Genomic DNA, 20873 nt, shown 5'->3' with positions numbered 1-20873 from the left:
AGCCCGCGGCTCCAAGCCTGCCTGCGCAGGCTTGGACGGGCGACAGAGGCGAAGCGTCTCGCGAGCCGCGGCCTGCAAGGCCTCGGGAGCTACACGCAGTGAGCGACCGTGGGGGCATTACAGAGGTCTGTTCTGGTCAGGGTCGGGCGCGCGCCGCTGCGGCACCAGCAGCAGCACGCTCACGACGGGCCACAGCACGGCTTCGACCAAAGGCGCCAGCAGCATGATCCAGCCCGGGAAGATGCCGCCGCCAATCATGCGTATGACGAGCTCCACGCCGTGCGCCAGGGCGAACAGCGGCAGCACCTGCAGCGCCTGGGAAGGCACCGTGAACCAGAGCAGGCGGCGATGGATCATGGTGGCGAAAAAGCTCAGCGCCGTGTACGACAGCGCATGCTGTCCCAGCAATGATGACTGGTGCACGTCCATGCCCAGGCCGAACATGAAGGCCACGCCTATGCCCACGCGCAGCGGCTGGTGCACGTTCCAGAACACCAGCACCAGCGCCAGGAAGTCAGGCATCCAGGGCACGCGCCCCAGGGGCAGCATGTCCAGCAGCAGCGCCACGATGAGGCTGCTCCAGATAAATACGGGATTGGCGGGCAGCAGCAGTTGCTGGCCGGAGGGCATGATCATTTGGCGGCCCCTTTCTTTTTGGGCGTGGCTTCGGGCGCGTCGGGTTCGGGCCGCGGCGGGATCTGGCCGGTGCCGGGCTTGACCACCATGACGTGCCGCGCCCCCGTCACCAGCGCCTGCGGCGTGCAGTAAATTTTCGCAAAAGCCGACTCGGCGCGCCGCTCGATGCGGCTGATCCTGGCGACCGGCAGGCCGGCCGGGTAGACGCCGTCCACGCCGCTGGTGGTCAGCAGGTCGCCCTGCTGCACGTCCGAGTTGCTGCCCATGAAACGCAACTCCAGCCCGCTGCCCGAGACCGTGGGGTCGCCGAAGGCCACGCTGCGCGCGCCGGTGCGCACATTGAGCACGGGAATCGCCAGGTCGCGGTCCACCAGCAAGGTGACCTCGCTGACCAGCGGGTGCACGCGCGTGACCTGCCCCAGCACGCCGGACTCGTCCAGCACCGGCGAGCCCAGGTCCACGCCCTGCGCCATGCCTTTGTCGATGATCACCTTGCGGGTGTAAGGGTCGGCCGCGTCGTACAGCACCTCAGCGGCCATGACCGGCGTGTTGAGCTGCTCGCGCAGGCCCAGCAGCTTGCGCAGGCGGTTGTTCTCCTGCAGGAGCTGCTCGACCTGGCCGGCGCGCAGCGACTGCAGCGCCAGCTTCTTGCCGGCCTCTTCGCTGGCGACCTTGGCCTGGTTCAGGGTGGTGAAGTATTCACCGCCGCCCCTGACGGCGCGCACAGGCTGCAGCGCCAGCCATTGCACCGGGTACAGCGCGGTGGCCAGCGCGGCGCGCACCGGCTGGGTGATACGAAAACGGGTGTCGGCGACCATCAGGAACAGCGACAGCGCGCTGAAAAACATCAGCTTGGACAGCGCCGACGGCCCCTGCTTGAAAAAGGGCGGCGGGGATCTGTCAAGGGTTCCTAAGGGCATGGTTCGCTGTCAGGCTGGCCCCGCCTCATGCCCGGCCTGCGGCATGAAGTACGGCGTTGCGCTTATTCCGAGGTGAAGATGGAACCCAGGCGATCCATGCGCTCCAGGGCGATGCCGCAACCGCGCACCACGCAGGTCAGCGGGTCTTCAGCCACGAGCACCGGCAGGCCGGTTTCCTCGGCCAGCAGGCGGTCCAGGTCGCGCAGCAGGGCACCGCCGCCGGTCAGCATCATGCCGCGCTCGGCGATGTCGGCGCCGAGTTCGGGCGGCGTCTGCTCGAGCGCGTTCTTCACGGCGCTCACGATGTTGTTGAGCGGGTCGGTCAGGGCTTCGAGGATTTCGTTGCTGGAGATCGTGAAGCTGCGCGGCACGCCTTCGGAAAGGTTGCGGCCCTTGACTTCCATTTCCTTGACTTCGGAGCCGGGGAAGGCCGAGCCAATGCTTTTCTTGATGGCCTCGGCGGTGGGCTCGCCGATCAGCATGCCGTAGTTGCGGCGGATGTAGTTGATGATGGCTTCGTCGAAACGGTCGCCGCCGACGCGCACGCTGCCTTTGTAGACCATGCCGCCCAGCGAGATCACGCCGACTTCGGTGGTGCCGCCGCCGATATCGACGACCATGGAGCCGCTGGCTTCGGAGACCGGCAGGCCGGCGCCGATGGCTGCGGCCATGGGCTCTTCAATCAGGTAGACGTCGCTGGCGCCGGCGCCCAGGGCGCTTTCACGGATGGCGCGGCGCTCGACCTGGGTGGAGCCGCAGGGCACGCAGATGATGATGCGCGGGCTGGGCTTGAGCAGGCTGCGCGGGTGAACCATCTTGATGAACTGCTTGAGCATCTGCTCGGTGACGGTGAAGTCGGCGATCACGCCGTCTTTCATCGGGCGTATGGCCTCGATGTTGCCGGGGACCTTGCCCAGCATGGCCTTGGCTTCGTGGCCCACGGCCTGGATGGTTTTTTTGCCTTGGGGGCCGCCTTCGTGGCGGATGGCGACGACCGAGGGCTCATCCAGCACAATACCGCGGTCGCGGACGAAAATCAGGGTATTGGCGGTACCGAGGTCGATGGCCAGGTCGGTGGAAAAATACCGACGGAATGCTTCAAACATATGCAAGAGTCCGGTTAGGGCATGAACAGACTTCGCTGCTCCATCGCCTTTTTATTGAGTAAGCCATTATGGGGAAGTTGGGCCGGAGGCGTCCGAAACCTTGCTTCCGGCACCTAAAAAGCGCCTAAAGAGTGCATCCGGCCTTGATTTCACACCAAAGGCGGGATAATAACGCATCCCCTGTGGATCGATGGGTCCCGCAGGGGCGTTTTTTCAGCTTTACACCTCGTTTCAGCCCCGCATTTCACCGGTATTTCCTCCCGTATTCTTGCTGTATTCCTTCCCGTTTTCCCCGTATTTTTCCTTCACACCTACCCATGGCATTGACACCCCACGACATCGCCCGCGTCGCCAACCTGGCGCGGCTGGAATTGCGCCCTGACGAAACCGAACGCACCCTGAGCCAGCTCAACGGCTTTTTCGCCCTGGTGGAGCAGATGGACGCCGTCAACACCGAGGGCGTGGAGCCGCTGGCCCACCCGGCCGCCGTGCTCGGCGAAGTCGCCCTGCGCCTGCGCGAGGACGTCGTCAGCGAACCCAACCAGCGCGAGGCCAGCCAGGTGAGCGCGCCCGCCGTCGAAAACGGCCTCTTCCTCGTCCCCAAGGTGATCGAATGAGCGGCACCCAAAACAACACCGCCCTGCATGACCTGGGCGTCGCGCAACTGGCCGCGAAACTGGCAGCGCGCGAAGTCTCCAGCGTCGAAGTGACGCAGCATTTCCTGGCCCGCATCCAGCAGGAAAAACTGGGCGCCTTCCTGGCCACCGACACCGAAGTCTCGCTGGCCCAGGCCAGGGCCGCCGACGCGCGCCTGGCCGCCGGCGAGCGCACGCCGCTGCTGGGCGTGCCGCTGGCGCACAAGGACGTCTTCGTCACGCTCGATTTCCCGACGACGGCCGGCTCGAAGATGCTGGAAAACTACCGCAGCCCGTTCGACGCCACGGTGGTGGGCAAGCTGGGGCCGCAGGGCGCCGGCATGGTCACGCTGGGCAAGCTCAATTGCGACGAATTCGCCATGGGTTCGGGTAATGAAAACAGCGCCTACAAGCCCGTGAAAAACCCCTGGGACACCAGCCGCATTCCCGGCGGTTCGTCGGGCGGCTCGGCTGCGGCCGTGGCCGCGCGCCTGGTGCCCGCCGCCACCGGCACCGACACCGGCGGCTCGATACGCCAGCCCGCGTCGCTGACCGGCATCACCGGCATCAAGCCCACCTACGGCCGCTGCTCACGCTACGGCATGGTGGCCTTCGCCTCCAGCCTGGACCAGGCCGGCCCGATGGCACGCAGCGCGCTTGATTGCGCCCTGTTGCTGTCGACCATGGCCGGGCCGGACCCGGACCGCGACTCCACTTCGCTGGACCTGCCCGCCGCCGACTACGCGGCGGACCTGCTCGCCGCACGCCCCGCAGCCGCCGGCGACAAACCGCTCAAGGGCTTGCGCATAGGCCTGCCCACGCAGTTCTTCGGCGCAGGCTGCGCACCCGACGTGCTGGCCGCCGTGCGCGGCGCGCTGGCCGAGTATGAAAAGCTGGGCGCCACCCTCGTGGACGTGAGCCTGCCGCTGACCGAGCTGTCCATCCCCGTGTACTACGTCATCGCGCCGGCCGAGGCCAGCAGCAACCTGAGCCGCTTTGACGGCGTGCGCTACGGGCATCGCGCGGCGCACTACACCGACCTCGACGACATGTACAAAAAGTCGCGCAGCGAAGGCTTCGGCGATGAGGCCACGCGCCGCATCATGATCGGCACCTATGTGCTGTCGCACGGCTACTACGATGCCTACTACCTGAAGGCGCAGAAAATCCGCCGCCTGATCGCGCAGGATTTCCAGACCGCCTTCACGCAGTGCGACATCATTGCCGGCCCGGTCTCGCCTACCGTCGCCTGGAAGATCGGCGAAAAATCCGACGACCCGGTGGCCAGCTACCTGGCCGACATCTACACCCTCTCATCCAGCCTGGCCGGCCTGCCGGGCATGAGCGTGCCGGCGGGCTTTGGCGCCGGCGGCATGCCCGTGGGCCTGCAGCTGATCGGCAACTACTTCAAGGAAGCGCAACTGCTGGGCGCCGCCCACCAGTTTCAGCTCGCAACCGACTGGCACCTGCGCCTGCCCCCCAGCCTTTGAATGATTTGACATGAGCCAGACCCAACCCACCGTCAACCCCTTCGCCCAGATGCAAGCCGGCCGCCCCACCGGGCCGCTGGTGCAGGGCTACGAAGTCATCATCGGCTTCGAGACCCACACGCAGCTCACCACGCAGTCGAAGATTTTCAGCCGCGCGTCCACCTCGTTTGGCGCCGAACCCAACACCAACGCCTCCGCGGTGGACTTTGCATTGCCCGGCGCGTTGCCGGTGATGAACAAAGGCGCGGTGCAACGCGCCATCGAGTTCGGCCTGGCCGTCAACGCGCACGTCGCCGAACACAGCGTGTTCGCGCGCAAGAACTACTTCTACCCCGACCTGCCAAAGGGCTACCAGATCAGCCAGTTCGAGATTCCGGTGGTGCAGGGCGGCAGCGTCGAGTTTTTCCTGGAGGGTGAGAAAAAATCCGTTCGCCTGGTGCGCGCGCACCTGGAAGAAGACGCCGGCAAGTCGCTGCATGAAGACTTCATCGGCATGAGCGGCATAGACCTGAACCGCGCCGGCACGCCGCTGCTGGAGATCGTGACCGAGCCCGACATGCGCTCCTCGGCAGAGGCTGTGGCCTATGCCAGGGAACTGCACAAGATCGTCACCTGGATAGGCATCTGCGACGGCAACATGCAGGAAGGCAGCTTCCGCTGCGACGCCAACGTGTCGGTGCGCAAGCCGGGCGAACCGCTGGGCACGCGCCGCGAAATCAAGAACCTGAACAGCTTCAAGTTCATGCAGCAGGCGATCGACTATGAAGTTCGCTGGCAGATCGCACAAATTGAAGACGGCCACACCATCCAGCAGGCCACCGTGTTGTTCGACCCGGACACCGGCGAGACGCGCAGCATGCGCACCAAGGAAGACGCGGCCGACTACCGCTACTTCCCCGACCCCGATTTGCCGCCCCTTGTGATCGCGCGCGACTGGGTGGAAAAAACACGCTCGGAAATGTCCGAACTGCCGCGCGTGATGGCGACGCGTTTCGTCAAGGACTACGGACTGCCCGAGTACGACGCCGGCCAGCTCACGCAAAGCAAGGCCACGGCCGTATTTTTTGAAGCGGTCGCCGAGGCCAGCCAACAGCCCAAGCTGGCCAGCAACTGGGTCATGGGCGAGTTGTCGCGGCGCCTGAACAGCGAAGAAAAATCGATTGAGGCCTCCGCCGTCAGCGCGGGTCAGCTGGCGGGCCTGATCTCCCGCATCGCCGACGGCACGATTTCCAACAATGCCGCGAAACAGGTGTTCGATGCGCTGTGGACCGGCGAAGGCTCGGACGTCGACGCCATCATCGAGGCCAAGGACCTCAAGCCGATGAGCGACACCGGCGAGCTCGAAAAAATCATCGACGGCGTGCTGGCCGCCAACGCCAAAAACGTCGAGGAAGTACGCGCCGGCAACGCCAAGGCCATGAACGCGCTGGTCGGCCAGGCCATGAAAGCCACCAAGGGCAAGGCCAACCCGGCGCAGGTCAACGAGCTGCTGAAGAAGAAACTGGGGGCTTGAAGCGAAACCGGGCAGCAGCCCGGTCCTTCAGTTTTTGGCGGCGGTGGCAGCCGGGGCCGCGGGCGCTTCCCTCATCGCCCACAGCTGCTTGAGTTTGACCAGCTCTTCGTCGAAGCGCACGTTGACGCGCTTTTTCTCCTGCTCCTGGTCCTGGATGAATTTCTTCTGCACGGCCGAGCTGTTTTCGTTTTCTTCGAGCTTGCGCTTGAGCGACGGCGGGGCCTTGCCGGGATCTTTCACATAAAACTCGAATTCGGCCTGTATGGCCTTGCGTTGCTCGGCGAGTTCGGCCGTCCTCTTGCTGGAGGCCTTGATGACCTCGTCGACCTGGGCCAGCGCCGTGACGCGCTCCTGGTCGTGCACGGCGCGGCTGGGATAACGCAGCAGCAAGGCGCGGTCGCGGCGCTTGTCTTCGGCTTCGCGGGCCTTGGCCTCGGCGGCGGCCTTGTCTTTTTCATCCTGCACCGCGCGCTCCTGCGCGGTCAGCGAGGGGCCCACCACGCGCTTGACCGTGCCCGAGCGGTTCAGCTCCTGCTGGGTGCGGTCTATGCACTCAACAATGGGACGGTCGGCCGTGATCTTGCGGCCCTTGCCGTCGACACAGGTGTAAATGGCCTGGGCATGGGCATGGCTCGCCATGAAGGCCAGCGACAGCCAGGTGACCGTAAGCGCTGTTCGCAAAAACAAATCGACTCCTTAATCCACGCCGTAGCGTTCCCGGTAGGCCAGCACGGCCTGGTAGTGCGTCTTCAGGGACAGCGTGCCGGGTCCGCTGGACTCCGGCGCGTCGCTCTGGGTGGAGAGATATTGCAGCAAGTCGGTCAGCCGCGCAATCGCGCAAACCTGCAAGCCCAGCTGTTTCGTAACATATTGCACGGCACTATGGCTCACATCCACGCCGTTTTCGGTGGCCTTCTCCTGGCGGTCCAGCGCCAGCGCGACGGCGTGGGGAACGGCACCCGCGGCCTGGATGATGGCGATGGACTCGCGCGCGGCGGTGCCGGCGGACATCACGTCGTCAATGATCAGCACGCGGCCCTTGACGGGCGCGCCGACCAGCGTTCCGCCTTCGCCATGGTCCTTGGCTTCCTTGCGGTTGTAGGCGAAGGGGTAGTTGCGCCCCAGCCGCGCGAGCTCGACGGCCACCGCCGCGGCCAGCGGAATGCCCTTGTAGGCCGGGCCGAAAATCATGTCGAAGGCCAGGCCCGTGCGCTTTTCCTCGGCCAGCAAATGGCGCGCATAGAATTGCGCCAGCCGCCCGAGCTTGGCCCCGTCGTCGAACAGGCCGGCGTTGAAAAAATACGGGCTCATCCGCCCGGCCTTGGTCTTGAATTGCCCGAAGCGCAGCACGCCCGACTCCACGGCAAACTGCACGAATTCCTGTGCCAGCGCGCCGTCCGCGGGAGTTGCGCCGTCCCTGTTGTCCTGTTGTTGTCCTGCCGTGCTCATTGGAAGTCCCATGTTTAAATTGACCAGCCTCAACCTCAACGGTATCCGCTCCGCGGCCAGCAAAGGCCTGCAGGACTGGGTTGCACAGTCCATGCCGGATTGTATTTGCGTGCAGGAGCTCAAGGCCCAGGCCGCCGACATCAGCGGCCGCTTCGAGGAAATCGCCGGCCTCAAAGGCCACTTTCATTTCGCCGAGAAAAAGGGCTACTCCGGCGTGGGCATCTACACGCGCCACGAGCCCAGCGACGTGATCGTCGGCTACGGCTCGAGCGAATTCGACGCCGAGGGGCGCTACATCGAGCTGCGCTTTGACAGGCCCGGGCGCAAGCTGAGCCCCAAGCTCTCCATCATCAGTTGCTACTTTCCCAGCGGCTCGTCGGGCGAGGAGCGCCAGGCCGCCAAGTTCCGCTTCCTGGCCGAGTTCTACCCGCGCCTGCTGGCCCTGAAGGAAACACGCGACTTCGTGCTGTGCGGCGACGTCAACATCGCGCACCAGGAGATCGACCTGAAGAACTTCAAGGGCAACAAGAAGAACAGCGGCTTCCTGCCCGAAGAACGCGCCTGGATGACCGAGCTGCTGCGCGACGCGGAGCTGGCCAATGAAGCTGCCGAGGAACTGACGGAACGCACCGGCCCTTCGGTCAAAGGCGGCGGCATGGTCGATGTGTACCGCAAGCTGCAGCCCACGACGACCGACGCGGCCTACACCTGGTGGAGCAACCGCGGCCAGGCCTATGCGAAGAACGTGGGCTGGCGCCTGGACTACCACCTGGCCACGCCCGCCTTCGCGGCGCTGGCCCGCAGCGAACACATCTACAAGGAACAGCGCTTTTCCGACCACGCGCCCATGAGCGTGGACTATGAATTCAAGCTCTGACCCCCGTTCAGACTCACTGCGTGTAGTCTGCTCCCCCCTTCCAGGGGGCGGCGCCTTAGGCCGGCAAAGCCGGACCCTCGGCCCCCGCTGGTGAAATACCCCACCGCATACGCCCTGAATCTTCAAGCCAGCATGAGCCGCGGGACTGGCTTTGCCAGACCGCAGGCGGGCGGCACCTCGGGGGCAGGGAGTTACGCGAAGCGAACGACCGTGGGGCTCAAGTTCCGCGGCCCCCTCGGGGGGCAGCGACCCACACGCAGTGGGAGAGCGTGGGGGCTACTGTTCTGACCAGATCCGCTGGATCTGCGCCGACAGCTCCATCGGGTCGAAGGGCTTGGGAATGACTTCCAGCGCGCCCAGGCCCTTGTAGACCGCGACCTCGGCGGCCTGCACCTTGGCGGTCATGAAGATCACCGGGGTGTTGGCCGTGGCGGGCAGCGCGCGCAGGGCCTTGAGGGTGCTGGGCCCGTCCATGCCGGGCATCATGACGTCCAGGAGCAACAGGTCGGCGGCCGCGCCCGGCGCGGCGTTCAGGGCTTCCTGGCCGGAGGCGCAGGCGATCACGGTAAAGCCGCCCACGGCTTGCAGCGCCATCTGCGCCACCATACGGATGTCGGGCTCGTCTTCGACGTACAGGATGCGGTTCAGTGGTGTGGTCATGGTGGTTCAACTCAAGGCTTGGGGACGGGTGGGGCCCGGATCTCCGGGAATCTGCAGTACTCGCTGGATTGTATTGAGCAGCTCGGTGTTCGAGGTATGCGCCTTGACCAGGACCGCGTCGGCCTGCAGGCCGTCCGCCGGGTCCACCTCGCCGGCCGAAAACACGATCACGGGCGGGCGGGGATCGAGCGCGTCGATGTCCTCGAACAGGTCCCAACCCGACTGGCTGCCCAGCGCCAGGTCCAGCAGCACCAGGTCGAAGGGCTGCTCGCGCAGGCGGGCGCGGGCCTCATGCAGCGTGGCGGCGAACTCGAAGCTGGCAAAGTCATGCGCGATGGCGGCGGTGATGCGCTGGATGTCCAGGTCGTCTTCCACGTGCAGGATGCGCGGCTTGCCGCAGTCCACGCCGGCGACGGCGCGACGCAGGCTGTGAATCAGCAGCTGTTCGTCGATGGGCTTTTTGAGCCAGTCCGACACGGTGTACGGCTTGCGGTTGAACTGCAACTGGCCTTGCTCGGCCATGGCCGAGATCACCACGACAGGCAAGTGGCGCGTCTTCTCGTCCGCGCGCAGCCGGCCGATGAAAGCCGCGCCGTTCTGGCCGGGCAGCTTCATGTCCACCGTCACCGCGTCGTAACTGTTGGATGCCAGGCTGGCCAGCGCCTGCTCGGCGCTGAAAGTCATGTCGGAATCAAACCCGGCCTTGCCCAGCATCATGCTGATGAGTTTCGCCACGTCGGGGTCGGCCTCGCAGATCAGGATGCGTGGTCGCGAGGTCATCGCGTGGAGGCGTGGAGGTTGCAGCAGGGGAACCGGATTGGCCCACTCGGGCACTTCAAAGAAGAAGGTGGTGCCCACGCCCGCCTTGCTGCTGAATCCTATGGTGCCGCCCATTTTTTCAATGAGCGCGCGGGAGATGTTCAGGCCCAGCCCGGTGCCGCCTTTCTGCCGCGTGTCGGAGGAGTCGGCCTGCGAGAACTTCTGGAAGATACGGCCGCTGAACTCTTCCGGAATGCCCGGGCCCGCGTCGACGACTTCGGCGCGCACCTTCTGTGCCGTGCGAGAGAGCCTGACTTCCACCGGACTGCCCGCCGGTGAAAACTTCACCGCGTTGGACAGCAGGTTGGTCAGCACCTGCGTCATGCGGTCACCGTCGATGCGCACATGCAGGGGCTCGTCCGGCGCCCGCATCACAAGGCTCACGCCGTGCTGGGTGGCAAAGCCTTCGTTGGCGGCCAGTGCCTGCTGCACCAGCTGCCGCAGGTCCGTGACCTGCAGGTCCAGGCGAAGCTTGCCGGACTCGATTTTTTCACTGTCCAGGATGTCGTTGATCAGCCGGATCAGCCGCTCGCAGTTGTTTTTCGCGATGGCCACCAGGGTCTTGACGGCATCGGGCAACTCGCCGGCCACGCCGCCGGAGATCAGGCCCAGCGAGCCGCGTATCGAGGTGAGCGGCGTGCGCAGCTCGTGGCTGACGGTGGAGACGAACTCGGTTTTCATGCGGTCTATGCGCCGGAGTTCGGTGATGTCCGTGCCCAGCGAGAAAAAGCCGATGACCCTGGCTGCATCGTTACCCTCACCGTAGCGGGGGAAATACTGCATGGCGTAGTGCCGGCGTTCGCCCTCCGGGGTGACCTGCGTGCGCTCGTAACGCACCGTGTGGCCGGCCAGCACCTCGGCCACCCTGTCCCGCACCGCTTCATAGACCTGCGGGCCCAGCACGTCGGCCAGCGGCCGCCCCGCGATCTGTTCGGAGTTCAGGCCGAAAGATTCTTCATACGCCCGGTTGTGGAAGCGAAAGCGCTGGTCGGTGTCCAGGTAGGCGATCAGCGCCGGCACGGTGTCGGTGACCTGGCGCAGCTGGGACTCGCTGGCGCGCAAAGCCTCGCTGATGCGCCTGCTTTCGGTGATGTCGCGGATCAGCGCCGTAAAGAGGCGATGCCCGCCGACCTGTACTTCGCCGAAGGACACGCTGACGGCAAACTGGACGCCGTCCTTGCGCAGGCCGCGCATCTCGTGGCCGGACACGACAAGCGGCTTCGACTCCGCGCGCAGCATGGCCGCGAAATCCTTGTACTGTTTGCGCAGGTGCTGCGGTATCAGCAGGCCGACGTCCAGCCCGATGATTTCTTCCTTGCTGTAGCCGAACAGTTTCAGCGCGGCGGCATTGGCCTCGACCACCACGTCGTCGAAGTTCGCGGTGATCACGCCTTCGGCCATGCCTTCTGTGATGCTGCGGCTCATGACCTCGCTGTCGCGCAAGCGGGCTTCGCCGCGTTTTCGCACGTCTTCATAATGCTTGACCACATACACCACCCAGGCCAGCATGCCGAAAAACAGCAGGCTGCCCGCGATGATGAAGCCCTGCGCCCATTGCGCGCTGCGCTCGGCCACGGCCTGCGCGTTGCGCCACATCTGCGCCTCGCGGTTGCGCGCGCCCTCCAGCAACTCATCGGTGCGCTGCCTCAGCTGCCGGCTGGCTTCTCCGCCCAGAACGGCTCCCGCAGCTTCCGGGCCGCGCTCCTTACGCGCCAGGATGGCCTGGTTGGCAATCACGGCGCGCCGGCCTATCAGTTCGTCGATTTCAGCGGACTCCCGCAGCACCTTGGCTTCGCGCGTGCGGGTCCTGACCGCGCGCAGATCGGCACGGGCGCGCTCAAAGCCCTCAAGGTCCTGCGGGCTGCCGCTCAGCAGGTATTGCCGCAGCGTGGACTCGGCCGTCCTCACGCCGGAAGCCACGCGCTCCAGCATCACCAGCGTGTCTTCCGTGCGCACGCGGGATTGCGCCGTTTCGATCAGCTGGCGAATCGTGACGTAGGAGGCCGCGCCCACAACCGCCATCAGCAGGAAACCGGACGCCACCGCGATCTTGATCTTGGTCAGAAAAGCGCCGGAAGAAGACATGGGCATTCGTTCGCCAGGCCGCTCAGGCCGCGCCATGAAAGCGCCGCTGCAGTTCTTCAACGGCCAGGCTCACCCCGGCCTGGTCCTGGTGCGGCGGGGCCTGGCCGGCCTCCACATACGGATGCACGGCCAGCTCCAGCGCCTGCGCCGCCAGCCCGAGCTCCGCCCAGCCGAAAGTGGCCGCGGAGCCCGCGATGCCGTGCGCGTGGCGTTCCAGGGTCGGCAGGGCCTGGGCCACATCCTCGCCGTTCAAAACCTGCTGCCACAAGGCCGCGATTTGCGCCAGGCGAAGCGGCAGGGACCGCGTGTAGTCGGCGCGCTGCTCCTCCATGAATGCGAGCAGGGCCGGGTCGTTGCGCGTCATGAGCTCAGGGACGATGGCGCCGGCGATGCGCCCACCGCAGCCAAGCCGCCGCAAAATGAGCTGGCAGCTTGCGTTGGGGAAAGATGAAGACGCATGCGGGTCATCTTAAGGTGCGGGTGCGGGAATACGGCGTAGGACAAGTACGAGATAAGGCTGCGTGGCCGGGTCCCCGTACCGCTGGGCGCGGCCGTTTATGCCGAGCGAATATTAAAACTTATGTACTTGTATTCTGGTGGCATGCGCGGGAAATTTTGCTTGAATCGAATTCTTTTGAATTCATATTTATCGCCCGGCCGCATAAACATCAAGCCGCAGGATCCGCAGCCCGCCCGAGCGCGGCAACCAGGTCCGACTGGGTCATAATGCCGACCAGCCGCTCGCCCTCCCCGATGATGGGAATGTGGTGGTGGCCCGTGCTGCCGAACAGCGGCACCAGTTCCACCAGCCGGCGCTGCCGGCCCGCCACGCGCACCTTGCGGGTCATGATCTGCCCCACGACCTCGGGCTTGTCCGAATACACGCTGCGCGTGCTGCGCACCAGCTTTCTCAGCTTGGCGTCAAAACCCTCATACAGGTCCAGGTCGGCGGCCCGCATGAAATCGGCGACCGTGACGATGCCCGCGATGCGAAAGCCGCGGTCCACCACCGGCAAGGCCTTGATGCGGCGCTCCCTCAGCAGCGCCCAGGCGTCCTCAAGCGGCGTGCCGAATTCCACCGTCACCAGCTCGCGCGACATGACGTCTTCGCAGCGCACCTCGGCCAGCTTGCGGTCGTAGGCGCGCAGCCGGGTTTCGGCCAGCAGCGCCTTGAGGTCGTCGCGGCTGACGTCCAGCACCTGGTTGTAGCGCGCCAGCACGGCGTCCAGGTCCGCGTCGAGTTGCCGGTCCTGGTCGGAAGGCGCCGCGCGCGACGGCAGTTGCGTGTGCGGATACGGCCGTCGCGTCGCGTTGTTGTAGAGGATGCCGGCGGCCACCAGCAGCACCGAGTTGAGCATCACCGGGTAGAAGGCGAACACCGGGCTGGAGATGCCGCCCAGCACCATCATGAGCGCCGTGGCGCCGCCCGGCGGATGCAGGCAGCGCAAGGCCAGCATCAGCGCAAGGGCGGTGGCCACCGCCAGGGCCGCGGCCAGCTCGGGCGAGCCCAGCAGGTGCACGCCGTGAACACCCGCGATGCCGGCCAGCGCCGACAAGGTGTTGCCGCCCACCACCGCCCAGGGTTGCGCCATCGGGCTGGCCGGTACGGCAAAGATCAGCACCGCGCTGGCTCCCAGCGGCGCCACCAGCCAGGGCAGGCCGGGCACCACCCAGCCGGCCAGGTGGCACAGCAACCCCGTCAGGAAAATTCCCAGCAGCGACCCCGCCACCAGGCGCAGCCGCTCACGCGTGTTGATGCCGGTGCGCGCGGGTCGAAAGGCCCGCCACCAGGCGCGCGAGAAGAATGCGGCGGGATGCGCGCGGCCGTCAGGAAGAGTGTCGCGCGGGGAAGGAAAGGTCATTGACACACCGTGAACTGGACGTCAGAAAAAAGCGCGATGGAGCTGAGCCGCTCACACAAGCCAGCGAAGCGGTCCTGGCTAGGCGTGGCGCCGCAGACAGTGCTGAAGGCACGGCAAGGCGACGACAACAACGCCAGGAGGCTTGTTTGAGCGGCTCAGCGGATCAGCTACGCGCGCGCTGGTAGAGACCCTGTACCTTCGGCACGTTGGCCTGCAACTGCTGGATGCGCGCGGGCCCCGAAGGGTGCGTCGACAAAAAGCTGGGGCCGCCCGCGCCGCCGCCGGCTTTTTCCATTTTTTCCCAGAGGCTGACGGCAGCCTGCGGGTTGTAGCCGCCGCGCGCGGCCAGTTCCAGGCCCACCAGGTCGGCGTCGGTTTCGTCCTCGCGGCTGAAACGCAGCGTCAGCAGCTGCGTGCCGATGTTGGCGGCCAGGTCGCCCATCTGGCCCAGGCCCAGCAGCTGCGCGCCCAGCGACAGCAGCGTGCCCGTGCCCTGGCTTTTGGCGATGCGCGCGCGAGCGTGTTCGCGCAGCGCGTGGGCCATTTCGTGGCCCATGATCATCGCGGCTTCGTCGTCAGTGAGCTTGAGCTGTTCGAGGATGCCGGTGTAGAAGGCGATCTTGCCGCCCGGCATGCAAAACGCGTTGATTTCCTTGCTGCCCAGCAGGTTCACCTCCCAGCGCCACTGCCTGGCGCGGTCGTTCCACTGGGCGGTCTGCGGCACCAGCTTCGCGGCGATGGCGCGCAGGCGCTGCAACTGCGGGTTGCCCTGCGGCGCGAGCGCGCCCTTGGCGCGGGCCTCGGCGAGCAGCTTGGCGTATTCCTGGGTGGCGGCGGCTTCAATCTCGTCGGCGGGCACGAGGTTGCGCAGCTGGGAGGACGGCCCGACGTCCACCTGCGCGAGCAGCGGCGTGGTGGCCGCCGTGGCCGCGGTGCCGGCGGCCGCCAGCAAAAAAGCCCGGCGGCCGGGCCAGGAGGGGTGTTTGGCGTCGCATATAAAGCACATGGGTGAATAATAGTCACAAATCCAAATGCCCATGTCAGACAAAACCCCCTCCGCAGAACTCCCGCTTTCTCCTCCTGCTCCCACCCCCAAAGCTTCCTGGCGCGACGTCTGGCATGTGTATGCCGAGGCGGCCACCCTGCGCATGCTGTTCCTGGGCTTTTCGGCCGGGCTGCCCCTGCTGCTGGTGTTCGGCACACTGAGCTTCTGGCTGCGCGAGGCCGGCATTGACCGCACCACCATCGGCTACCTGAGCTGGGTCGGGCTGGCCTACGGCTTCAAGTGGGTCTGGGCCCCGCTGGTGGACCGCCTGCCGATTCCGCTGCTGACGCGCCTGCTCGGGCGCCGGCGCAGCTGGCTGCTGCTGTCGCAGGGGGTCATCATGGCGGCGCTGGTCGGCATGGCCCTGACCGACCCCAAGCTGGCGCTGCAGCCCGTGGTGTGGTGCGCGCTGGCCGTGGCTTTCGGCTCGGCCACGCAGGACATCGCGCTGGACGCCTTTCGCATCGAATCGGCCGACACGCCGCGCCAGGCGGCGCTGGCAGCCGCTTACCAGACCGGCTACCGCATCGCGATGATCTGGGCCGGCGCCGGCGCGCTGTGGATTGCCGCGCGCGCCGAGGTCGGCGACGCCGCCACCTACCAGCACGGCGCCTGGCAGGTGGCCTACCTGGCCATGGCCGCGTCCATGCTGCTGGGCATGGCGACCGTGCTGCTGTCGCCCGAGCCGGTCGCCCGCGCGATGGCACCTTCGCGCAACGCCGCCGAGTGGCTCAAGACCGCGCTGGTCGACCCCTTCGCCGATTTCCTGCACCGCTACGGCAAGCAGGCACTGCTGATCCTGGCGCTGATCGCGGTCTACCGCATCAGCGACGTCGTCATGGGCATCATGGCCAACCCGTTTTACGTCGACATGGGCTATACCAAGGACGAAGTGGCGGCGGTCACCAAGATTTACGGCGTGGTCATGACGCTGGTCGGCGCCTTTGTGGGCGGCGCGCTGGCCATGCGCTTCGGCGTCATGCGCGTGCTGATGCTGGGCGCCGTGCTGAGCGCGGCCAGCAACCTGCTGTTTGCCTGGCTGGGCACGCGCGGCCACGACGTCAACGCGCTGATCTTCGTGATCTCGGCCGACAACCTGTCCAGCGGCATCGCCTCGGCCGCCTTCATCGCCTACCTCTCCAGCCTGACCAACGTCAACTATTCGGCCACCCAGTACGCGCTTTTCAGTTCCATGATGCTGCTGCTGCCCAAGTTCCTGGCCGGCTATTCGGGCAAGTATGTGGATGCTTTCGGTTACACCCATTTCTTCACCGCCACCGCCCTGCTGGGCCTGCCGGTTCTGGTTCTGGTGGCGCTGGCCTCACGGCTGCAAGCCCCAAAACCCCAATAGGGGCAGGCGCCTTTCGCTATCAAACAGATAGCAATAAAACAGCCGCCGGACACGCGCGCGCGGGAGTATGCTGGTGGGCTTCCGCCCCGGTTTACCTTAACTTTACGATGGCTTCAAGTGCGATTGTTGCGTGCGGCGCACCATGAGTTCATTGTGATCCACCCCGGGGGACACACCCTGCAACCGAGGACCCACCCATGACCCAACAACTCCTGATGATCGAAGACGACGCCCGACTGGCCAACATGGTGGGCGAGTACCTGCGCCAGTCCGGCTACGGCTTTACCCACGCCGCCGACGGCGCGAGCGGGCTGGCCGCGCTGGAGGGCAGCACGCCCGACCTCGTCATCCTGGACCTGATGCTGCCCGACATGGACGGCCTGGAAGTATGCCGGCGCATCAAGGGCCAGGGCAGCGAGACCGCCAACACCGCGGTGCTGATGCTCACCGCCAAGGGCGACCCCATGGACCGCATCGTCGGCCTGGAAATCGGCGCCGACGACTACCTGCCCAAGCCCTTCGAGCCGCGCGAGTTGCTGGCCCGCATACGCGCCGTGTTGCGCCGCGGCGGCGAAACCGGCGCCTCCGCCGCAAACGGCGGCCACAAGGTGATGCGCTTCGGCTCGCTGGAAATCGACCGCGACGCGCGCACGGTCTCCGTCTCCGGCAATGCCTGCGAACTCACCTCCTACCAGTTCGACCTGCTGGTGGCCCTGGCCGAGCGCGCCGGCCGCGTGCTCAGCCGCGACCAGATCATGGAAGCCGTGCGCGGCCGCGAACTGGAAGCCTTCGACCGCTCCATCGACGTGCACATGGGCCGCATCCGCAGCGCCATCGAGGCCGACGCCAAGGACCCCAAACGCATCCTCACCGTGCGCGGCGTGGGTTATGTGTTCGCCAAGCAGCAGGACTGACAAGGAAATGACCATGGGACTTCTAGAAATTCAATTGTCGGGATGCAGGGCGAGGCGCCCGGAGCGCAGGACACCGGAATGCACTCCGGTGCATGAGGATTCCGAGCAGCGCGCAACGAAGCCATGCGCCCGAAAATTGGATTTATAGGAGTTCCATATGTGGGGCCGTTTTACTTCGCATCTGTACGTTCGGATCTGGCTGGCGGTCGTCGCCACCGTGGTCATACTGACTTTCCTGGTCGGCGCAGCCTGGCGCCTGAGCGCGGACCCGCCGCAGTTGCCGATACGCGAAGTGCTGGTGCACAACGACAAGGGCGAAGTCATAGGCACGGCGCAGACCAAGCCCGACCGCAAGCTCGGCGACGACCTGGAGTTTGACGTCGTCACCAAGGACGGCCAGGCCCTGAGCCTGCTGCTGCCCCGGCCCAAGCGCCCGCCCAGCAACCCCTGGATGCGCCCGCCCTTCGGTTTCGGCTTTGGCTGGATGCTGGGCCTGGTCGGGCTGGCCGTGGCGCTGGGCGCCTACCCGGTCATGCGCCGCCTCACGCTGCGGCTGGAAGCCCTGCAGCGCGGCGTGGAACGCTGGGGTGCCGGCGACCTGTCGGCGCGCGTCAATGCCGACGGCAAGGACGAAGTGGCCTTCCTGGCCGAACGCTTCAACAACGCGGCCGAGCGCATCGAAACCCTGATGGAGTCGCACAAGTCGCTGCTGGCCAATGCCTCGCATGAGCTGCGTTCGCCGCTGGCGCGCATCCGCATGGGCCTGGAACTCATGGGCATAGACGCCGCCTCGCCGCAGCGCCAGGAAATCTCGCGCAGCATCACCGAACTCGACCAGCTGATCGACGAAATCCTGCTGGCCAGCCGGCTGGACGCCAAGCAGGCCGATGCCGAGCCCTTTGAAACCCTGGACCTCACGGGCCTGGCGGCCGAAGAATGCGCGCGCGTCAACGCCGAGCTGAGCGCGGAACTCGGCAAGGCACCCGACACCGGGCTGGGCATGGACGCCACCAGCCACAGCCTGACCGTGCAGGGTTCTCCGCGCCTGCTGCGCCGGCTGATCCGCAACCTGCTGGAAAACGCCAGGCGCTACAGCACCGGCGACATCAACCTCGAACTCGCGCAGACCCGCGTCGGCAGCAAGCAGCTGGCCGTGGTCAAGGTGCATGACCGCGGCCCGGGCGTGCCGGCCGGCCAGCGCGAACGGATTTTTGAGCCCTTTTACCGCCTGCCCGGCGCCAGCGAGCGCGAAGGCGGCGTGGGCCTGGGCCTGGCGCTGGTCAAATCCATCAGCCAGCGCCACGGCGGCAGCGTGCGCTGCGAGGCCCGGCCCGGCGGCGGCGCCTCCTTCATCGTGGAATTGCCCGTGGCCCATGCGATGGCCCCGGCGTTACCGTGACATAAATCACGAAATCAGCGCGGAAATGCCGCCGCCTCCTCCATTTGGAGAATGGTCAAGCCGCGCTTTATCACCGACAGTTCCCGGGTTGCTGTCACAACGTCAGAGTTTGAGGGAACCAAGGTAAAACAACCAACGCGTCGGTGATGCATTGAAATGATCTCCCAACGACGCTCTCCCTTCCGGGAGAGCTTTCAACAGGCCACCGCGAGGTGGCCTTTTTTTATGGCCGCCCCGGCTTTGATACCCTAGCGAATCCATTCCTCCACAGGACATCAGCCATGAGCACCGCCGCCGACATTCCCCAGGGCTTTTCCCCCTCCACCACAGATCGCATGCCGCTGATGCCGCCGGGCGCCATGTCGCCCGCGCAACGCGAAGCCGCCGACGCGCTGATCGCCGGCCCGCGCAAAGCCGTTTTCGGCCCCTTCATCCCCTTGCTGCGCAGCCCGCAACTCATGGGCCGCATCGGCGACGTGGGGGCTTACCTGCGCTTTGAAAGCGTGCTCGACGCGCGCATCCGTGAACTGGCGATTTGCGCCGCCGCGCGCCACACCGCCAACCAGTTCGAGTGGCTGATGCACGCGCCGCTGGCGCTGGCTGCGGGCGTGGCGCAGTCCACGATAGACGCGGTCGCGCAAGGCCGGCAACCGCGCGGCATGGCCGACGACGAGGCCGCCGCGCTGGACCTCGCATTTGAAGTGCTGCGCCAGCACGGCTGCAGCGACCCCAGCTATGACGCCGCCCTGAAAACCTTCGGCGAGCAGGGTGTGGTCGAGCTTGTGAGCCTAGTCGGCTATTTCGTGATGGTGTGCTGGGTCATGAACGTGGCACGCACGCCGGCGCAGGGCAAGCCGGGCTTCGCGCCCCTGTCACCCTTCCCCGCTTAAGACCTTGGCGCCAGTGCCGCCAGCACGCGGCCGGCGCTGATGTCGTTGAGGCAGCGCGTGTGGCCCAGCGGGCATTCGCGCTCAAAGCAGGGCGCGCAGTCCAGCGGCGGCTGGTAGTCCGCATCGGCCTTGAGCCACAACACGGTTGCCTTGTCGCTCAGCGGCGGCGTGTGCAGCGGGCTGGATGAGCCGAAGATCGCGACCTGCGGCACGCCGAAGGCTGCGGCCACATGCATCAGGCCCGAATCGTTGCTGATGGTGCTTTTGCCGGCGGCAATCAGGCACAGCGCCTGCACCAGCGAGGTCTTGCCAGCGAAGTTCAGGCATTTGCCGGGCTGCTCCGCATTCACGGGCGCGGCGATTTCCTCACACAGCGCCGCTTCCTTGCCGGAACCCAGCAGCACCACCGGCAGGTCCAGCGCCGCGGCCAGCTCCGAGAAATGCCGCGCCGGCCAGCGCTTGGCGGGCCCGTATTCGGCGCCGGGCGCGAACACGTGGTAACCGCCGCGCTGCAGGCCCAGTTCAGCCAGCGCCTGGTCGATGTCGGCCGCCGCCATCCGTAGTTGCGGCTTGTCCTGGTCGAGATCCGTGCCCCCGCTCAGCGCTGAATAAAACGCCACCATGGGCGGCTTGTTCTTGGGATTCTTGAGCCGGTGCGTGAGCAGGCCCACGCGCGCTTCGCCGAAATAGCCTATGCGTTCGGGAATGCTGGCCAGGAAGGGCAGCAGCGCGCTTTTCAGCGAATTGGGCAGGACGTAGGCCTTGTCGAAACGGCCTTCAATGCGTTTGGCGATGGCGCGCCGTTCGCGGAACTGCAGGCCGCCGTGCGCAAACGGGAATTCAATGACCTCGGCCACCTGCGGCATGGCGCGGTAGACAGGCGCCACCCAGGGCAAGGCGCCCACCGTGAGGCGCTCGCCGCGCCCATGCAGCCGGCGCAGCAAGGGCTCCGTCATCACTGCGTCGCCTATCCACTGCGGCGCAATGACGAGGGCGTTTTTAGTGGCTTCCACCGAAGTGTTCGCCGGCCTTCAGCGCGTAAACGGCGCCGCAATATGGGCACTTGGCGTGGCCGGTGCGCGCCACGTCCAGGTAGACCTTGGGGTGGCTGTTCCAGATTTTCATGTCGGCCTTGGGGCTGGGACAGTAAACACCACCTTGCGCGTTCAGGTCGGAGGCCAGCAGTTCAACGTTGGAAGAATTACTCATACGTTCCTTGATC

General features: G+C 66.1%; 20 protein-coding genes. 8 read left to right on the top strand and 12 right to left on the bottom strand.

Annotated elements, in window-relative coordinates; all coding sequences use genetic code 11:
• Window positions 1-117: 117 nt before the first annotated feature.
• From mreD to ACLV74_RS17840, 3 genes are all read right to left on the bottom strand, one after another.
• Entirely contained in the window at window positions 118-636 is a 519-nt protein-coding gene (mreD, locus tag ACLV74_RS17850; protein WP_411880750.1) for a rod shape-determining protein MreD, read from the bottom strand.
• Window positions 633-1556, bottom strand: a complete 924-nt coding sequence (mreC, locus tag ACLV74_RS17845; protein WP_411880749.1) for a rod shape-determining protein MreC — start codon at window positions 1554-1556, stop codon at window positions 633-635. The genes mreD and mreC overlap by 4 nt, the downstream gene beginning before the upstream one ends.
• Before the next feature lie 62 nt (window positions 1557-1618).
• Window positions 1619-2662, bottom strand: a complete 1044-nt coding sequence (locus ACLV74_RS17840) for a rod shape-determining protein (RefSeq protein WP_007872262.1) — start codon at window positions 2660-2662, stop codon at window positions 1619-1621.
• Between the two features lie 317 nt (window positions 2663-2979).
• Here ACLV74_RS17840 and gatC point away from each other — a divergent pair, with 317 nt between their 5' ends.
• From gatC to gatB, 3 genes are read left to right on the top strand one after another with little or no spacing between them, the layout of a single operon-like run.
• The gene (gatC, locus tag ACLV74_RS17835; RefSeq protein ID WP_411880748.1) at window positions 2980-3279 is read left to right on the top strand and encodes an Asp-tRNA(Asn)/Glu-tRNA(Gln) amidotransferase subunit GatC; all 300 of its coding nucleotides are present in this window, start codon (window positions 2980-2982) and stop codon (window positions 3277-3279) included.
• The gene (gene gatA / locus ACLV74_RS17830) at window positions 3276-4787 is read left to right on the top strand and encodes an Asp-tRNA(Asn)/Glu-tRNA(Gln) amidotransferase subunit GatA (RefSeq protein ID WP_411880747.1); all 1512 of its coding nucleotides are present in this window, start codon (window positions 3276-3278) and stop codon (window positions 4785-4787) included. The genes gatC and gatA overlap by 4 nt, the downstream gene beginning before the upstream one ends.
• A gap of 49 nt (window positions 4788-4836) precedes the next feature.
• Window positions 4837-6300: an Asp-tRNA(Asn)/Glu-tRNA(Gln) amidotransferase subunit GatB gene (gatB, locus tag ACLV74_RS17825; RefSeq protein WP_411880789.1), complete on the top strand. Its 1464-nt coding sequence runs from the start codon at window positions 4837-4839 to the stop codon at window positions 6298-6300.
• Between the two features lie 27 nt (window positions 6301-6327).
• Here gatB and ACLV74_RS17820 read toward each other — a convergent pair whose 3' ends face one another.
• On the bottom strand, window positions 6328-6981 hold the full coding sequence (locus ACLV74_RS17820) for a DUF4124 domain-containing protein (RefSeq protein ID WP_411880746.1): 654 nt from the start codon (window positions 6979-6981) through the stop codon (window positions 6328-6330).
• 15 nt (window positions 6982-6996) lie between these two features.
• Window positions 6997-7749: an orotate phosphoribosyltransferase gene (gene pyrE, locus ACLV74_RS17815; protein ID WP_411880745.1), complete on the bottom strand. Its 753-nt coding sequence runs from the start codon at window positions 7747-7749 to the stop codon at window positions 6997-6999.
• A gap of 10 nt (window positions 7750-7759) precedes the next feature.
• Between pyrE and ACLV74_RS17810 the strand changes: the two genes are divergently transcribed.
• Window positions 7760-8626, top strand: coding sequence for an exodeoxyribonuclease III (locus tag ACLV74_RS17810; protein ID WP_411880744.1), 867 nt, complete (start codon window positions 7760-7762; stop codon window positions 8624-8626).
• A 276-nt stretch (window positions 8627-8902) separates the two neighbouring features.
• Here the strand turns inward: ACLV74_RS17810 and ACLV74_RS17805 are convergent, their stop codons facing one another.
• The 5 genes from ACLV74_RS17805 to ACLV74_RS17785 all read right to left on the bottom strand — a co-directional run bounded on the left by ACLV74_RS17805 (window position 8903) and on the right by ACLV74_RS17785 (window position 15058).
• Window positions 8903-9286, bottom strand: coding sequence for a response regulator (locus tag ACLV74_RS17805; RefSeq protein ID WP_411880743.1), 384 nt, complete (start codon window positions 9284-9286; stop codon window positions 8903-8905).
• A gap of 6 nt (window positions 9287-9292) precedes the next feature.
• Entirely contained in the window at window positions 9293-12190 is a 2898-nt protein-coding gene (locus ACLV74_RS17800; RefSeq protein WP_411880742.1) for a PAS domain S-box protein, read from the bottom strand.
• Between the two features lie 22 nt (window positions 12191-12212).
• On the bottom strand, window positions 12213-12554 hold the full coding sequence (locus tag ACLV74_RS17795) for an Hpt domain-containing protein (protein WP_411880741.1): 342 nt from the start codon (window positions 12552-12554) through the stop codon (window positions 12213-12215).
• 304 nt (window positions 12555-12858) lie between these two features.
• Entirely contained in the window at window positions 12859-14052 is a 1194-nt protein-coding gene (locus tag ACLV74_RS17790; protein ID WP_411880740.1) for an HPP family protein, read from the bottom strand.
• A 163-nt stretch (window positions 14053-14215) separates the two neighbouring features.
• Entirely contained in the window at window positions 14216-15058 is an 843-nt protein-coding gene (locus ACLV74_RS17785; RefSeq protein ID WP_411880739.1) for a M48 family metallopeptidase, read from the bottom strand.
• A gap of 31 nt (window positions 15059-15089) precedes the next feature.
• Here ACLV74_RS17785 and ACLV74_RS17780 point away from each other — a divergent pair, with 31 nt between their 5' ends.
• The 4 genes from ACLV74_RS17780 to ACLV74_RS17765 all read left to right on the top strand — a co-directional run bounded on the left by ACLV74_RS17780 (window position 15090) and on the right by ACLV74_RS17765 (window position 19651).
• Complete coding sequence (locus ACLV74_RS17780) at window positions 15090-16448, top strand: AmpG family muropeptide MFS transporter (protein ID WP_411880738.1); 1359 nt, start codon at window positions 15090-15092, stop codon at window positions 16446-16448.
• Window positions 16449-16645: 197 nt separating this feature from the next.
• Window positions 16646-17362 carry a response regulator gene (locus ACLV74_RS17775; RefSeq protein WP_411880737.1) on the top strand — a complete coding sequence of 239 codons (717 nt, stop codon included), beginning with the start codon at window positions 16646-16648 and terminating at the stop codon, window positions 17360-17362.
• Window positions 17363-17519: 157 nt separating this feature from the next.
• Window positions 17520-18761 (top strand): ATP-binding protein, encoded by a 1242-nt coding sequence (locus ACLV74_RS17770; RefSeq protein ID WP_411880736.1) that lies wholly within the window; start codon window positions 17520-17522, stop codon window positions 18759-18761.
• Window positions 18762-19042: 281 nt separating this feature from the next.
• Window positions 19043-19651: a carboxymuconolactone decarboxylase family protein gene (locus ACLV74_RS17765; RefSeq protein WP_411880735.1), complete on the top strand. Its 609-nt coding sequence runs from the start codon at window positions 19043-19045 to the stop codon at window positions 19649-19651.
• On the opposite strand, the gene waaF is transcribed toward ACLV74_RS17765, so the two are convergent.
• Together waaF and ACLV74_RS17755 are read right to left on the bottom strand one after the other, a co-directional pair.
• Entirely contained in the window at window positions 19648-20664 is a 1017-nt protein-coding gene (gene waaF, locus ACLV74_RS17760) for a lipopolysaccharide heptosyltransferase II (RefSeq protein WP_411880734.1), read from the bottom strand. The genes ACLV74_RS17765 and waaF overlap by 4 nt on opposite strands.
• The gene (locus tag ACLV74_RS17755) at window positions 20651-20860 is read right to left on the bottom strand and encodes a zinc-finger domain-containing protein (protein ID WP_411880733.1); all 210 of its coding nucleotides are present in this window, start codon (window positions 20858-20860) and stop codon (window positions 20651-20653) included. Before ACLV74_RS17755 ends, waaF begins: the two co-directional genes overlap by 14 nt.
• Between the last annotated feature and the right edge of the window lie 13 nt (window positions 20861-20873).

The sequence above is a fragment of the Polaromonas sp. YR568 genome (genome assembly GCF_943369415.1).
Lineage (GTDB): Bacteria > Pseudomonadota > Gammaproteobacteria > Burkholderiales > Burkholderiaceae_C > Polaromonas.
The sequence above is the reverse complement of the archived record's forward strand: the minus strand, read 5'-3'. Positions and strand labels throughout refer to the sequence as shown.

Coding starts and splice junctions, on each gene's coding strand:
- ACLV74_RS17805 (WP_411880743.1), bottom strand. CDS start 9,286: ATGACCACACCACTGAACCGCATCCTGTACGTCGAAGACGAGCCCGAC.
- ACLV74_RS17775 (WP_411880737.1), top strand. CDS start 16,646: ATGACCCAACAACTCCTGATGATCGAAGACGACGCCCGACTGGCCAAC.
- ACLV74_RS17800 (WP_411880742.1), bottom strand. CDS start 12,190: ATGTCTTCTTCCGGCGCTTTTCTGACCAAGATCAAGATCGCGGTGGCG.
- ACLV74_RS17840 (WP_007872262.1), bottom strand. CDS start 2,662: ATGTTTGAAGCATTCCGTCGGTATTTTTCCACCGACCTGGCCATCGAC.
- gatC (WP_411880748.1), top strand. CDS start 2,980: ATGGCATTGACACCCCACGACATCGCCCGCGTCGCCAACCTGGCGCGG.
- mreC (WP_411880749.1), bottom strand. CDS start 1,556: ATGCCCTTAGGAACCCTTGACAGATCCCCGCCGCCCTTTTTCAAGCAG.
- gatB (WP_411880789.1), top strand. CDS start 4,837: ATGCAAGCCGGCCGCCCCACCGGGCCGCTGGTGCAGGGCTACGAAGTC.
- gatA (WP_411880747.1), top strand. CDS start 3,276: ATGAGCGGCACCCAAAACAACACCGCCCTGCATGACCTGGGCGTCGCG.
- ACLV74_RS17810 (WP_411880744.1), top strand. CDS start 7,760: ATGTTTAAATTGACCAGCCTCAACCTCAACGGTATCCGCTCCGCGGCC.
- ACLV74_RS17795 (WP_411880741.1), bottom strand. CDS start 12,554: ATGACGCGCAACGACCCGGCCCTGCTCGCATTCATGGAGGAGCAGCGC.
- ACLV74_RS17770 (WP_411880736.1), top strand. CDS start 17,520: ATGTGGGGCCGTTTTACTTCGCATCTGTACGTTCGGATCTGGCTGGCG.
- ACLV74_RS17780 (WP_411880738.1), top strand. CDS start 15,090: ATGTCAGACAAAACCCCCTCCGCAGAACTCCCGCTTTCTCCTCCTGCT.
- ACLV74_RS17755 (WP_411880733.1), bottom strand. CDS start 20,860: ATGAGTAATTCTTCCAACGTTGAACTGCTGGCCTCCGACCTGAACGCG.
- ACLV74_RS17790 (WP_411880740.1), bottom strand. CDS start 14,052: ATGACCTTTCCTTCCCCGCGCGACACTCTTCCTGACGGCCGCGCGCAT.
- ACLV74_RS17785 (WP_411880739.1), bottom strand. CDS start 15,058: ATGTGCTTTATATGCGACGCCAAACACCCCTCCTGGCCCGGCCGCCGG.
- mreD (WP_411880750.1), bottom strand. CDS start 636: ATGATCATGCCCTCCGGCCAGCAACTGCTGCTGCCCGCCAATCCCGTA.
- ACLV74_RS17765 (WP_411880735.1), top strand. CDS start 19,043: ATGAGCACCGCCGCCGACATTCCCCAGGGCTTTTCCCCCTCCACCACA.
- pyrE (WP_411880745.1), bottom strand. CDS start 7,749: ATGAGCACGGCAGGACAACAACAGGACAACAGGGACGGCGCAACTCCC.